The sequence below is a fragment of the Flavobacterium johnsoniae genome (genome assembly GCF_001879205.1).
GTDB classification, from domain to species: Bacteria; Bacteroidota; Bacteroidia; order Flavobacteriales; family Flavobacteriaceae; genus Flavobacterium; species Flavobacterium johnsoniae_A.
The window spans coordinates 325,875-339,989 of sequence record NZ_MLFK01000001.1 but is presented as its reverse complement, the minus strand read 5'-3'; the positions used below and the strand labels follow the sequence as shown (position 1 = coordinate 339,989).

Annotated in this window: 17 protein-coding genes; 6 read left to right on the top strand and 11 right to left on the bottom strand. The window is 31.6% G+C overall.

The window, feature by feature from the left end:
- Positions 1-96 precede the first annotated feature (96 nt).
- The 5 genes from dnaB to BKM63_RS01550 all read left to right on the top strand — a co-directional run bounded on the left by dnaB (position 97) and on the right by BKM63_RS01550 (position 4,430).
- Entirely contained in the window at positions 97-1,641 is a 1,545-nt protein-coding gene (gene dnaB, locus BKM63_RS01570; protein WP_071634920.1) for a replicative DNA helicase, read from the top strand.
- Between the two features lie 179 nt (positions 1,642-1,820).
- Positions 1,821-2,183, top strand: coding sequence for a hypothetical protein (locus BKM63_RS01565; RefSeq protein WP_071634919.1), 363 nt, complete (start codon positions 1,821-1,823; stop codon positions 2,181-2,183).
- Between the two features lie 21 nt (positions 2,184-2,204).
- On the top strand, positions 2,205-2,840 hold the full coding sequence (locus tag BKM63_RS01560; protein WP_071634918.1) for a hypothetical protein: 636 nt from the start codon (positions 2,205-2,207) through the stop codon (positions 2,838-2,840).
- 21 nt (positions 2,841-2,861) lie between these two features.
- Positions 2,862-3,653 (top strand): sensor histidine kinase, encoded by a 792-nt coding sequence (locus BKM63_RS01555; protein ID WP_071634917.1) that lies wholly within the window; start codon positions 2,862-2,864, stop codon positions 3,651-3,653.
- Positions 3,654-3,764: 111 nt separating this feature from the next.
- Entirely contained in the window at positions 3,765-4,430 is a 666-nt protein-coding gene (locus BKM63_RS01550) for a response regulator transcription factor (RefSeq protein WP_071634916.1), read from the top strand.
- Positions 4,431-4,432: 2 nt separating this feature from the next.
- Here the strand turns inward: BKM63_RS01550 and BKM63_RS24020 are convergent, their stop codons facing one another.
- Positions 4,433-4,558 carry a hypothetical protein gene (locus BKM63_RS24020; RefSeq protein WP_278248006.1) on the bottom strand — a complete coding sequence of 42 codons (126 nt, stop codon included), beginning with the start codon at positions 4,556-4,558 and terminating at the stop codon, positions 4,433-4,435.
- 213 nt (positions 4,559-4,771) lie between these two features.
- Here BKM63_RS24020 and BKM63_RS01545 point away from each other — a divergent pair, with 213 nt between their 5' ends.
- Positions 4,772-6,031 (top strand): asparagine synthetase B, encoded by a 1,260-nt coding sequence (locus tag BKM63_RS01545; RefSeq protein WP_071634915.1) that lies wholly within the window; start codon positions 4,772-4,774, stop codon positions 6,029-6,031.
- Here the strand turns inward: BKM63_RS01545 and BKM63_RS01540 are convergent, their stop codons facing one another.
- The 10 genes from BKM63_RS01540 to infC form a co-directional block, all read right to left on the bottom strand.
- A complete protein-coding gene (locus BKM63_RS01540) occupies positions 6,032-6,838 on the bottom strand; it encodes an endonuclease/exonuclease/phosphatase family protein (RefSeq protein ID WP_071634914.1) in 807 nt (268 codons plus the stop codon).
- A 59-nt stretch (positions 6,839-6,897) separates the two neighbouring features.
- Positions 6,898-7,128: a hypothetical protein gene (locus BKM63_RS01535; RefSeq protein ID WP_071634913.1), complete on the bottom strand. Its 231-nt coding sequence runs from the start codon at positions 7,126-7,128 to the stop codon at positions 6,898-6,900.
- An 80-nt stretch (positions 7,129-7,208) separates the two neighbouring features.
- Positions 7,209-7,877, bottom strand: coding sequence for a response regulator (locus BKM63_RS01530; protein WP_071634912.1), 669 nt, complete (start codon positions 7,875-7,877; stop codon positions 7,209-7,211).
- A gap of 10 nt (positions 7,878-7,887) precedes the next feature.
- Complete coding sequence (locus BKM63_RS01525; RefSeq protein WP_071634911.1) at positions 7,888-9,642, bottom strand: tetratricopeptide repeat protein; 1,755 nt, start codon at positions 9,640-9,642, stop codon at positions 7,888-7,890.
- A 37-nt stretch (positions 9,643-9,679) separates the two neighbouring features.
- Positions 9,680-11,404 carry a tetratricopeptide repeat-containing sensor histidine kinase gene (locus tag BKM63_RS01520; RefSeq protein ID WP_071634910.1) on the bottom strand — a complete coding sequence of 575 codons (1,725 nt, stop codon included), beginning with the start codon at positions 11,402-11,404 and terminating at the stop codon, positions 9,680-9,682.
- A 171-nt stretch (positions 11,405-11,575) separates the two neighbouring features.
- The gene (locus BKM63_RS01515) at positions 11,576-12,010 is read right to left on the bottom strand and encodes a carboxymuconolactone decarboxylase family protein (protein WP_071634909.1); all 435 of its coding nucleotides are present in this window, start codon (positions 12,008-12,010) and stop codon (positions 11,576-11,578) included.
- A 79-nt stretch (positions 12,011-12,089) separates the two neighbouring features.
- Positions 12,090-12,662 carry a Crp/Fnr family transcriptional regulator gene (locus BKM63_RS01510; protein WP_071634908.1) on the bottom strand — a complete coding sequence of 191 codons (573 nt, stop codon included), beginning with the start codon at positions 12,660-12,662 and terminating at the stop codon, positions 12,090-12,092.
- A 121-nt stretch (positions 12,663-12,783) separates the two neighbouring features.
- A complete protein-coding gene (rplT, locus tag BKM63_RS01505; RefSeq protein ID WP_008464948.1) occupies positions 12,784-13,128 on the bottom strand; it encodes a 50S ribosomal protein L20 in 345 nt (114 codons plus the stop codon).
- Between the two features lie 101 nt (positions 13,129-13,229).
- Complete coding sequence (gene rpmI / locus BKM63_RS01500) at positions 13,230-13,427, bottom strand: 50S ribosomal protein L35 (RefSeq protein ID WP_011921545.1); 198 nt, start codon at positions 13,425-13,427, stop codon at positions 13,230-13,232.
- 133 nt (positions 13,428-13,560) lie between these two features.
- Complete coding sequence (infC, locus tag BKM63_RS01495) at positions 13,561-14,115, bottom strand: translation initiation factor IF-3 (protein ID WP_425554263.1); 555 nt, start codon at positions 14,113-14,115, stop codon at positions 13,561-13,563.

Here is a 14,115-nt window from a genome sequence, read left to right as displayed (position 1 = left end):
TTTTTTTTTGGTTATCAACAAAAGAAAAATATTTATAAACATTTAATAGTTATAACTCGATAACAATTTTTTTTTAAATTTTGTTACTTTCGCTATATGGAAAATTTCAAGAATGTAAACCCTGTAAAGGTAGATAAAACCACTATTATTAATCTCGAAAAAGGAAAACTCCCTCCACAAGTTCTTGATTTGGAGGAAGCGGTGCTTGGTGCAATGATGATTGATAAAAAAGGGGTAGATGATGTAATTGATATTTTACAGCCCGATGCTTTTTACAAAGATGCGCATAAACACATTTTTGAAGCGATTTTGCAGCTTTTTACAGAAACACAGCCAATCGATTTGCTGACCGTTTCGACTCAGTTAAAGAAAAATGGAAAGTTAGAATTAGCGGGAGGAGATTTTTATTTAATTCAGCTTACGCAAAAGATTGCTTCTTCTGCGCACATCGAATTTCACTCACGTATTATTCTTCAAAAATTTATTCAAAGAAGTTTGATTCGAATTTCTTCGGAAATTATCGAAGAATCTTATGATGAAACTACCGATGTATTTGATTTATTAGATAAAGCAGAATCTAAATTGTATGAAGTAACGCAGGGAAATATCAAGCGTAGTTCTGAAACAGCTCAAAGTTTAGTTTTACAAGCAAAGAAACGTATTGAGGAAATTGCGGGTAAAGAAGGTTTGAGTGGTATTGCGACTGGTTTTGAGAAGTTAGATCAGTTAACTTCCGGATGGCAGCCTTCGGATTTAATTATTATTGCAGCTCGTCCTGGTATGGGTAAAACAGCTTTCGTACTTTCTATGGCGCGAAACGTTGCTATTCAGTTTGGGCATGCAGTGGCCGTTTTCTCTCTGGAGATGGCTTCTGTACAGTTAATTACCAGGCTTATTTCATCTGAAACAGGATTGTCTTCAGAAAAATTAAGAACTGGAAAGCTGGAAAAACACGAATGGGAGCAGCTGAGTACTAAAGTAAAAGACTTAGAAAAAGCACCTTTGTTTATTGATGACACACCTTCACTTTCTATTTTTGATTTACGTGCTAAATGTCGTCGTTTGGCCTCGCAGCACGGAATTAAATTAATTATAATTGACTCTTTGCAGTTAATGACAGCTGGTGGTAACGGTAAAGGAGGAGGAAATCGTGAGCAGGAGATTTCTACCATTTCCCGAAACTTAAAAGCATTAGCAAAAGAGTTAAACGTGCCGGTTATTGCACTTTCGCAGTTGTCTCGTGCCGTTGAAACGCGTGGATCAAGTAAAAGACCGTTGCTTTCGGATCTTCGTGAATCTGGAGCGATTGAGCAGGATGCTGATATTGTATCGTTTATTTATCGTCCTGAATATTATAAAATTGAAGAGTGGGATGATGATGAGCAATCGTCAACTGCAGGTCAGGCTGAGTTTATTATAGCTAAACACCGTAACGGTGGACTTGAAAATATTCGTTTAAAATTCTTAGGACATTTGGGTAAATTTGATAACCTTGAAGATTTTAGCGGCGGATATGATGACTTACCTTCAAAAATGAATCATGACGACAATCCGTTTATAACTAAAAATCTTCCATCTGCAAATGAAGCTTTTGGAAGTAATTTAAATGACGATGACGACGACAGCGATGTTCCGTTTTAAATTATATAAAAATCTTAATAAAAAGTCTTTGTAAGTATGTTCTCGCAAAGACTTTTTTTTGTTTAATACTTGCGTATTTATACGCATTATTTCACACTATAGTATTCCTTATTCAGAATAATTTCGGTAGTTTAGCGAGACCATAAACAAATTAACTAATTTTAAATTCTTAAAAAACTATGAGCGAAAAAGACTTTCCAGAAGCAGTTCAAATTCCGTTGGGTATAGCCAAAGAGTGGAAAGAAAGATTTCAGGAAGATAACACTCCTGAAGATCCTAAAACCAAAGTAACATCTTATTTAATTCCAAGAAAAACTTTAGAAAAAGTATTGGAACTTGAAACCGAGGTGGTTCGTGCATATCTTGGGATCAATGACGAAAAACTACGAACTTTACTTTTTGTTGGAGCAAAACTAGATGAAAAAACGGGTAAATATGTAGATGTTTACGGACAAGAAGGATCTGTTTTTGCTAAATCTGCAGATAATGTAGAAGGAGGAGATGTTGTTTACGATGGTATACGTCCTAGCCCGCCATTTTAATTTTAAATTAAGTATTTAAAAATGATTGATTTTTTAATGTACTTGACCTATTTCGTTTTATTTATAAACTTAATAGTTTATTCATATAGCTTTTTCCGAAAGGGAAAAGCTAATGTTTTTTTTGTCTCTTATATAATATTTTCCGCGGCAATGCAATTTTCAATGGAGTTGTTGTACCAGTTTGGAAAAACTAATTTAGTTGTGGTTAATATATTCTTTATAGGACAAATGATTTTACTGGGTATGTTTTATAACTCATTGACCTTAGTAAAAAGCCAAAAAATATTTATAAAAATTAGTTTAGCCATAGCACTGCTTGTTTTGGCGATACAATTTAGCATGAATCCAAATGAGTTTATTAAGTTTAATTTATTTGAAATTACTTTGACGAATCTGCTTATTGTAGTTTTTGCATTATTTCATTTTTATAATATGCTTACAGAAACTAAGAGTTATTATTACATCAGCATTGGTGTCGTATTTTATTTGCTGGCAAGTACTGTATTGTATTTAATTGGAAATCTTTCTGTAGAACTTAGTGATGATCTTAAACTTTTAACCTGGATATTAAATAGTTTTTTAGTTCTTTGTTTTCAATTTTTTATTTTATTCGATTGGATAAAAAGTTTTTCTTCAAAAAACGCCCTAACCAAATAAACTATTTTGTAATACTTTGATATGAACAGTCATTCGATTCCTGAAAAAGAACTAGTCACAATAATTTTATACATCTCCCTTTTCTTTATAATAGTTTCTGTTATACTGGTAATATTTTTCTATTTCTCCAGAAAAAAGATCATTCAGAAGGAACTTGAAAAAAAGGATTTAATACTGCAGTATCAAAAAGAACAATTGCATGCGGTTGTTCATATGCAGGAAGAAGAGCGCAAACGTATTGCACAAGATTTACACGATGACATAAGTTCTAAGCTTAATATTGTTTCGCTGAATACTCACTTGCTTTCGTCGCCAAATTTAACTGTAGAAGAAACAGCAGAAATTACAGGTAACATTATTAATCTAACTGCCAAAGCGTTAGAGAATTCAAGAAAAATTGCACATAATTTATTGCCTCCGGTTTTTGAAAAATTTGGACTTCATGCAGGTATAGAAGAGTTGTGTGAAGAATTTGAGAGCAGCAAATCTGTTAAAACATATTATAAAAATGAGATCAGCTTTAAGGAAAATGAGATCGATCGTCATTTACACGTTTTTAGGGTGCTGCAAGAATTAATGAATAACTCGCTGCGACATGGCAAATCAGACAAAATCTGGATAACGTTTAAAAATGAAAAAGGAATAAATATCTGTGAGTATAAAGATAATGGAGTAGGCTTTGACAGTGAAGATTTTGAAAATTACAGAGGATTAGGAATGAAAAATATCAATAGCCGTATTTCTTTCTTAAACGGAACAATCAGTTTTGAATCAGAAATAAATAAGGGAGTAGAAGTAATTTTTACTTTTTAAGTTAAAAAGCAGAAATAAATTGATGCAAATGCCAATAATATAAGGTTTTTTAACTTTTTGTGATTCATAATTTTGTATTTTCGGCATACCAAACGACCAAAAATAAATGAAATGAATACCATTATTAAAATTGCTTTAGTCGACGACGAAGTTTTATTTCGAAAAGGGATAGCTTTTTTATTGCAGAGAGAAGATAATATTGAGATTATTTTCGAAGCATCAAACGGCGAAGAGTTAGTAAATAAACTGCTTGAAAATGAAGTTAAGCCGGATATTATTATCATGGATTTGAAAATGCCGGTTTTAAATGGAGTTGAAGCAACAAAAATTATTCGAAAATCTTTTCCCGAAATAAAAATTATTGCGCTTACCAGCTATGATTCAAAATCTTTTATAGCCAATATGATTCAAGTAGGTGCAGTCGCTTATTTAATTAAAAATACAACTCCAAAAGATTTAATTAAAACGATTAACGAAGTGAATAAAAAAGGTTTTTATTACAACGAAAGTGTTTTAAAAATTATTCAGGAAACGATCGTTTCTTCAAAAAATTCTAAAGGAAATTTAGAAACAAGTTTTCTTTCGCCCAGAGAAATTGAGATACTTCAGTTAATTTGTCTGCAAAAAACAACTTCTGAAATAGCCGAGCATCTTTTTTTAAGTCCCCGAACTGTTGAAGGCCATCGCAATAACTTGCTGCTAAAAACAGAATCTAGAAATATTGCGGGTTTAGTAGTATATGCGATTCAAAATGAAATTGCCGTTTTAACACTATAATTTTAACTGGTCAGAAACTGAATGGATAAAACATAGTAAGCAATTATCGTTACTACAAGTACACAAAGGCCAATTTTTTGCATGATATTCATTCCTCTTGGCTGGTTATTACTCTCATTAAACTTCATGGTGGTTTCTTTTTACATCGATTAGTTTGATGATTCAGGATTCCAAATGTAGGCAGAAAAAGTTTTTAAGAAATAGGTGTTTTTACCTGTTTTTGCAAACGTTATGGTTAATTTTATCGACGTAGAACTTTAACGTTGAGTTTAACAGCAAAACCTTATGATGCGTTATGTTTTTAAGACGTTCCTCATTATCTTTACTAAAATAATTTTCTAATGAAAAAAAGTTTAGTTTATATTTTTATATTGATGTTTTCGTTCCAAATGAAGGCTTCGTTTATCTTACTTCCTATGGACGAAACCACGCAGCAAAATCATCTAAAAGCGTATGGTATAACATATTGGTGCTTAAGCAGAGATTATAAAGCAAGCTGGCTTTTAAATTATCGCGGTGGTTCGTTTTTATTGCCGGATGCAGAAGAAATTCGAAAAGAATGTAAAATTCGCGGGGTTAGTTTTGAAGTGCTTTCGGATAGTGAAGAAGCTTCAATTTTAAATGATATTTCCAGTCCATCGCAAAATATGGAATCTGTAATTCTTGAAAAAGCACCTAAAATTGCGGTTTATACTCCAAAAGGAAAACAGCCTTGGGATGATGCGGTGACTTTAGTTTTAACTTATGCCGAAATTCCATTTACTCCAATTTATGACGAAGAAGTTTTAAGTGATCAATTATTGCTTTATGATTGGCTTCACCTGCATCACGAAGATTTTACCGGACAGTACGGAAAATTTTATGCAGCTTATAAAAATACACCTTGGTATATTGAGCAAAAAAAAGATTCTGAAGCTTTGGCCGCTAAACTTGGTTATTCTAAAGTTTCTCAGGAAAAAGGTGCTGTTGCAAAAAAAATAAGAGACTTTGTTATTGGAGGCGGTTTTATGTTTGCCATGTGTTCTGCTACGGATAGTTTTGATATTGCACTGGCTGCAGATGGAGTTGATATTTGTGAAACTATGTTTGATGGTGATCCGAGCGAATCTAATTATCAGGCAAAACTAAATTATGGAAATTCTTTTGCTTTTAAAGACTTCATTTTGGAACGCAGACCAGAGGTTTATGAGTTTTCTGATATTGATATGACAGGAAAGAGAAGGGTTCCAATGGAAAAAGACTATTTCACTTTAATGGAATTTTCTGCAAAATGGGATCCCATTCCAAGTATGTTATGTCAAAATCATACACAATTGGTAAAAGGATTCATGGGACAGACAACTTCTTTTAATGAAACTTTGGTAAAATCTAATGTTCTGGTTATGGGAACGTGCGAAATTAATGGCGAAGCAAGATATATTCACGGCGAAAAAGGAAAAGGAATGTTTACTTTTTTTGGAGGCCACGATCCAGAAGATTTTCAGCATCAGGTAGGAGATCCGCCAACGGTTTTGGATTTGCACCCAAATTCTCCGGGTTACCGTTTGATTTTAAACAACGTTTTATTTCCAGCAGCCAAAAAGAAGAAACTTAAAACATAGTTAATTCAACGAAAATTCAAACCAAATAGGAATATGGTCTGATATTTTTCTAGCTTCTTCAAGTGAATCGTAACTGTTGTAAAATAAAACAGTTCCGGAATTGATATGCTTTACGGCATTTGATTTATAAAAAATATTATCAAATTCCGATGCCAAACAGATTCCGGCCTTACATTTATGTTTTAATGTTGTTTTTTGTTTTTGTAAAAGCGAAACATAGCCCATTTTTTTTAATGGATTAAAAACAGTGTGCGATTCGGGGCAATTAAAATCACCGGCAAAAACTAAATTCAAATTAGGATATTCCTGTGGAAGAAATTTGAAATATTTAATTTCGGTTTCTGGTTGTTTACTTTTTGTTATAGCATGAAAATTAACAATAGTAATATTTCTTTTTTTTATTTCGAATGTAGCGAAGTAAGGTTCCCTGTCTATTTCAAGATGGTATTTTTTTTCAAGCCAGGGATCACTTTTTAATTTTGCCTTGCTTGTTTTCCAAAGAAAAGCATAACGCTCTCTTTTATAACTGTTTCCGCTGGTAGGATCACTTATGGTGTAATCCCACTTGCTTCCTTTTTCGTTTAATATAGAGGTAAGTTTAGCAACAGCTTGCGCGCCTCCATAACCAGCAACAACTTCTTGTATTGCCACAATATCATAGTCTTGTATTGTTTTGGCGATAAAGGCTAAATTAGTCTGAGATTTTGATTTTCCAAAGTTTTCTAAATTCCAGGAAATGAACTTGGTTTGTGAAAAGGCTTGTACGGAAATAAAAAAAAGTAGAAGGTAAAATGTAATATTTTTCATTAATTTTCAAAAATCCAAATATAAGCATTGATTTCTATTTCCGTGCTTACTTAAAAAAATTAATGCTTCTTGTATCTGTTTTTTAATGCTGTTCCAATTATTATAATTTGTAAAACTAATAACGCCGGAATACAAATCATTTTCCAGTCAATCTCAAGCCAGCCAGTTCTTTCAGAAATAAAAGCAAAACTTATAGAAAGAAAAAGGCAAAGAACCATTGTTTTCATGATGATTTTATTGTTGGTTGTGTTGATCTTCGCAAAAAGATCAAACTTATATTTAGGTTTCATTTGGTTAATAGTTTATACAAACTTAAATCTATATAAAGTTATTTCCTTACGGGAATCCGTAAAAGGGTGTTAAAACAACCTTACACTAAGCCAAAATCCTTTGCAATGGCAATTAAGTGAACATTATTATTAGCTTTAAAATAAATTTTTAATTTGTTGATTCGTTTTTCTATACTACTCGTTCCATTTGGAGTTATTGAATTTGCTTTAAATTCGTTTGAAATATTTTCTAATATATATCCTTTTGCCAATAGCGATAGAATAGATATGTCGTAAGATTCAATTTCGATTAATGATTTGTCATTAAAGTTAAAGTTTAGATCAGAAGAAAGAATTCGTTCTTCATTTCTAAAAGTTTTTTCAAGTGCTGTTCTTAGTTCCTGAATGCTATTTCTTCCTTTAGATACGTATGCGTTTACACCTAAATCTTCAAACAGGGTTTTAATACGATATGATTTGTCCTCTATTGAAAATACAATTTTTTTAAGTTGAGGCTGTACTTTATTGACCGCTTCTATTAGTTCATCGCCGCTTTCAAGATTTGTCTTTCTATGATCTGTTTTAAATGACAAATCAGTAATAAGCAAATCGTATGGCTCTTTATCATTTAAGGCCTTTTTTACTTTTAATAATCCTTCGTCGCAATATTTTACATGATGAATTACGGGGATTTTTAAGTCCTCAAGAACTTGAACAACCGCAATGCTTATACTATCTAAATCTTCTGCAACTAAAACTTTTTGAAACATATAAATTATTTTATAGGGGGAATGTTATAATTATTTTGAAACCATTTTCTGTATAATTGTCAAAATTAATAGTTCCATTTATAGTTTTAATACGGTTTTCCACATTTTGCATATCATTTTTCAAAATTATTCTTTGATTTGGAGCTTTAGGCCTGTTATTACTGTATGTGACCGAGATATTGTTTCCAATTATTTTAAAGGAAATTATGGCTAAAGTCACATCGATGTCGCTTTTCATATACTGTAGCAGCTCTTGTAATATCCTGTAAAGAATTATTTTTTTAATTTTATTGATCTTATTCCAGTTTATATTATCTAAACCGTTTATCAATAAATTTAGGTTGGGGGTTTTAAAACCAGCCATCATTTCTTTTAAGCCGGTGCCATATTTTTCATTAGTTATAATGATGCTGTTTTCTCTCGAAATGTTCCGTGTCTGCGAGTATATTTTATCTAAGTTGGTTAACAGCTGATTTTTATTCTCAATATTTTCTAAGTCTTTATTTTGAGCAAAGACAAATGTATTGAGCACTTCTCGGGTAAGTTCGTTGTGAAGTTTGTTCAAAATTCTTATTTCATTTTCAAAAACAGCGGCTTTTTTTGCCTTATTACCCTTATATGTTATATGAAAGCTTAAGAAAAGAGTTATAAGACTAATAATAAAAATGATTACAATACTAATAGTGCTTCTGTTTTTTTGTCTTTCTAATTGCAATTTATTTTCAGCTTCTAATGTTTTAAGTTCTAAATTCTCATTTTTATCTAATTTTGAGTGGTACTTTATATTAGAAAATTGATTTTTTTGTTTTAGTCTGGCTGTATTTACGCTGTCTGTAAAATTAATATATAGATTAGTATACTTTTTTAGATCATTTCCTTTGCTGCTTTTTACTAAGAAACCTAAACAATACTTTTGATCAGCATATAAATTAAGTTCAGAAGCTTTTTTGTATCCGAGTTTAGCATATTTTTGAGCTAACTGCGGATTACTTTTGAGATAATATTCAGACAAAGAGGCATAGCTGCCCGACATGTCTTCACGATCTTTTATTTTAATTCTAATTTTTAGGGCTTTATTGTAAAGATCAATTGCTTTTGGATTTTTGAGGTGATAATAACAAATCCCTAAATTATTTACCATTGTAGCGTAATCTATTACATCAAATCGGTCCGTGTTGCTCGTTTTATATTTATCGGCATAATATCCTTGTGTTGTTAACTTTTCGAATATGTAGGCCGCTTTTTTATATTGTTTTTGTTTTATATAAACAATACCAATATTGTTTAAGATATTCCATTTTCTCCAGGGCAAAGTATTGAGATGTAATGCTTTCCTAAAGTACAGCAAAGCATTTTCGGTATCATTGTTTTTAAAGTAATTAAAGCCAAGAATACAATATGCATTCCAGGCATACCGTGGTTTTGTCATGTACTTTAGATGTGGCAAAATTTTTATTGCAGTGGCTTCACTTTGAATATAGTTGCCTTGGTACTGATAAATGTATCCAATTGAAATTAAGGCATCGACATAATCAATTCTGTTTTTTATTGGGTCTGACAGTTCGATTACCTTCGTATAAGCTTTAAAGGCATTGTTATAATCAGCTTGAGCGAAATAATCGTCTCCAACAATTGTTAATCTCTTTATCTGAGCCGTGTGATCAGGTATTATATGTTTAATCTGCTCCTTCTTTTCGCATGAAGCTGGAAGAATGAGTAAAAAAAATAGTGAGAATAAAAATGGAATAAAATTAGTAGTTTTCATCTAAGATTTTTGAAAAACACATATTGTGGTTTCTTAATTAAACTGGAATTTTAATAAAAGCTTTAAATCCTTCATTTAAACTGGAAGTAATATCAATTTGTCCTTTTGTTTTAAGAATTCGGCTTTCTACATTATACAAACCGTTTTTAAATATAATTTTATCGGTTTCTATGCCTTTACCATTATCTGTGTAATTGATTAAAATGCTTTTTTCGGCATTTTTAAAAGTAATTCCAACTAGTGTAGCTTCACTGTACTTTCTCATATTGACAAGTAATTCCTGTAATACTCTGTAAATGGTGATTTTTTTATTTTTATCAATTTCGTTCCAGGCGATGCTCTCTAATCCATTTAAGATTAAATTAATGTTCGATTTTCCAAAGCCGGAAATCATATCTTTAAGAAGTAAAACATAATTTTCATCGGTTGCAATTGTGCAATTCTCTCTTGAAATATCTCTTGTTCTGGAATAAATAGCGTCTAAATTATTTAATAATTGTATTTTGTTTTCAGCTAATGATAAGTTTTTGTTTTCGGCGAAAGCCATTGTATGATAAATATCGTTTGCTAGTTCGTCATGCAGTTTTTTAGAAATTCTGATTTCACTGTTATATGCAGCTTCTATCTTTTCTCTTTTTGCCTTAGAAGTTAGATAATAATATAGAATTAAAATAAGGCATAGACTCAAAACAATAATAATATAAGACGCAATATTTCTATTTTTTTGTCTTTCCAGTTTTAATTCATTTTCTGCTTTATGAGTTTTTAATTTTAAATTCTCTTCCTTTTCACGTTTAGAATCATATTTGATTTTGGCAAATTGATTTTTCGCTTTTTGCCTAACTTCATCAATACTGTCAACTAAATTTATGTAAATGGCAGAGTAATCTTTTAATTCTTTATTACTACTGTTTTTAATTATCATTTTTAATGCTGATAATCTTCCGTCGACATAATTTATTTTACCGTATTCTTTATAGCTTAAAAGTATAAATTCCTTAGACAGTGAAGGATTTTGTTGTTCGTAAAACTGAGCAAGATGAAAATAGCTTTTCCCTAAGCCATAAGGACTTTTTACTTTTTTTCTTATTTCTAATGCTTTGTTTAAATAACCTAAAGCATTTTCATTTTCTTTAAGTCTGAAATAACATAGGCCAATATTTGCTAATATTGAGCCATAGAAACTTTCGTCTCTCATTACTTCTTTTTTCGTTTCTATGGGAAGAAGGATAGTAAGAGCCTGACGGTATTTTTTTTCTTGAATTAATGCAACGGCAATGTTATTTTTCGCTGCTAGCTTTCGCCAGTTTTTTGTGTTTAGTTGCAGCGCTTTTTGATTGTACAATATTGCATTTTTGTAATCGTAGGTTTCTAGATAATTGGTACTTAAAGTAACATATAAGTTCCAGGTGTGAAGTTGGTTTTTTACATATTTGGTATAAGGGAGTGCTTTTGTAATTGTAGCTTCAGTACCTGCATAATCTCCATGAGTCTGCTGAATGATTGCCATACGGTTTAACGTACTTATGTAGTTATCGGCGTCTTTTGATGGTACACATATAAAAATTGCTTCGTTATAATAGTAAAAAGCACTGTCGAGTTTATTGTTGTCAAAAAGAGTATCAGCAATTGCTATTAGTTTGTCAACCTTAGCCTTATTGTAAGCTTCTTTTTTGTTAATGGAAGACTTCTGCTGGCAGGAATAGAGCAGTAGTAAAGTAACAATTAAGAGGTAAGAAAAATATGTTTTTTTCGTAATCATGCGCCAAAAATAAAAAAACTGAATTCCTGTGAAAGAGTATAAATACCTGTTTTTATAAAATTTTCAATTTTGTATTTTTCAGCTGCTCATTTACAAGTATATACAAAGAAACCCTCTGATAAGAGGGGCCTTGGTTTTAAAAATGTTGTAAAATTTATCTTTCTAAAAAAATTATACGGCTCTTAAACCTGTGGTAATTGCTAATCTATTCCAGGAGTTAATTGTGATGATGGCAAGGATGATTTCGGCTAAATATTTCTCATCAAATAAACTTGCTGCATTTTGATAAACTTCATCAGAAACATGATTGCTAATTAAGGTTACTTGTTCTGTCAAAGCCAGGATAGCCTTTTCTTCTTCAGTAAAAACATCAGCTTCACGCCATGCACTTGTTAAGTAAATGCGCTGTTCAGTTTCGCCTTGTTTTCTTGCATCTGCTGTGTGCATGTTAATGCAAAAAGCGCAGCCATTAATTTGCGAAGCACGTATTTTAATTAGTTCTTTATGAGTTGGTGTTAATGAAGTAGTAGAAATGTATTTCTCTAGATTCATTAAAGCTTGATAGGCTTGTGGAGCAACTTCCGGAATAACGATTCTTGGTTTCATTTTATATGTTTTTAAAAGTTTAATACAAAGGTCAATTAAGTATGTTTAAAAAAACTTGAACTACTTCAAGAAATTCATCTTATACTTTTCCGGCTCTGATTTTACTCATAAATTCGGCTGAAAAATCTAAATAGGAGGCAAGCATATATTGAGGAACTCGTTGTACAAATTCAGGGTTTAAATCATTAAAGTGGTGATATCTTTCTTCTGCCGACATTGTAAATAAGAATTTAATCCGCATTTGAGCTGCGCCAAATGATTTTTGAGAAACAACCCTAAAGTATCTTTCAAGTTTTGGAATTTGAACTAATAAGTTTTCTAATGTATTTTTTTCAAGGGCAATAACCTCACAGTTTTCAACAGCCTGAATGTAAAAGTGCGACGGAGTATTATTGTGGTAGCTAAGGTAATCTGTTATCCACCAGTTTTCAATAGCAAATTGCAAAGTTTGCTCTGTTCCTTTTGAATTAATTATGTATTGTCTCGCGCATCCTTTTGTGATAAAGTACATTGTATTGCACATCTGGCCTTCTTTTAATACATGCTCTTTCCTTTTGATAGGAGTTATGCTTAGGCAGGATTTCAAAGTGTCTATTTCTGAAGATTCTAATTTGATGAATTTCTGTATATGATCAAAAAGTGCCGTAAACATTTGTGTATTTTTTTTAGAACTTTAAAGATAAACCAGTTTTGTGGAAAAACAAAAAACCATTCGAATTAACGAATGGTTTCTTTATGATAAGTAAGTAATCTAAATTGAGTTTATAAAACGTTTATTTTACTTTATTAAGTATTGCTTTGAAAGCTTCTGGGTGGTTCATAGCTAAATCTGCAAGAACTTTACGGTTCAATTCGATTCCGTTAGCTTTAACTTTCCCCATGAATTGAGAATAAGACATTCCTTCTAATCTAGCTCCAGCGTTAATACGTTGAATCCATAATGAACGGAAGTTTCTTTTATTCTGTTTTCTGTCACGGTAAGCGTAGCTCATCGCTTTCTCTACCGCATTCTTAGCAACTGTCCAAACGTTTTTACGTCTGCCAAAGAAACCTTTGGCTTGCTTCATTATTTTTTTTCTTCTTGCTCTTTTAGCAACTGAATTTACCGATCTTGGCATAATTTTAATGTGTTTTTGTAGCAGGCGTCCTGAATTGAATCAAAGGAACTTCAAAGCCATACTCCAAGGTTATATAAATAATTTTTTAACCTAAAGAATTATTAGATAATTCTTAATTGTTGTTTGATGCTTTTCTCATCTGTTTTGTGAACTAGCGCTGAGTGTGTCAAAGCTAATTTACGTTTTTTAGATTTTTTAGTCAAGATGTGACTTTTAAAAGCATGCTTTCTTTTAATCTTTCCAGAACCAGTAACTTTAAAACGTTTCTTAGCGCTAGATTTAGTTTTCATTTTAGGCATTTTTCCTAGTGTTTTAATTTATTCTTACTTACTTATATTTTTTACAAGCTTTAGGCTTTAGGCTTTAAGCTTTAAGCAAAGGTTTAATGAACCAGTTGCTTAAAGTTTAGGGCTTATTGCTTACAGCAAATAATTATTTCTTTTTCTTCGGAGCAATGAACATAATCATTCTCTTACCTTCAAGAACTGGCATAGCTTCTACTTTACCAAATTCTTCTAAATCTGTAGCTAAACGTAATAATAAAATCTGCCCTTGATCTTTATAGATGATCGAACGTCCTTTAAAGAAAACGAATGCTTTTAATTTTGCTCCTTCTTTTAGGAACTTCTCAGCATTTTTTCTTTTAAATTCATAATCATGCTCATCTGTCTGAGGACCAAAACGAATCTCCTTTACTACAACTTGCGAAGATTTAGCTTTTAATGCCTTGTCACGTTTCTTTTGTTCGTAAACAAATTTCTTGTAATCCATGATTTTACAAACCGGCGGCTCAGCATTTGGCGAAATTTCAACTAGATCCAATTCGAATTGGTCAGCTAAACGTAGCGCATCAGCTATTTTAAAAACCCCTGGTTCAATGTTTTCACCTACAAGACGTACTTCAGGAACACGAATAAGATTGTTTATTCTGTGTGCATCTTTTTTTTCTACTCGAGGTTGAAAACCTCTGTTACTTTTTATTGCTAT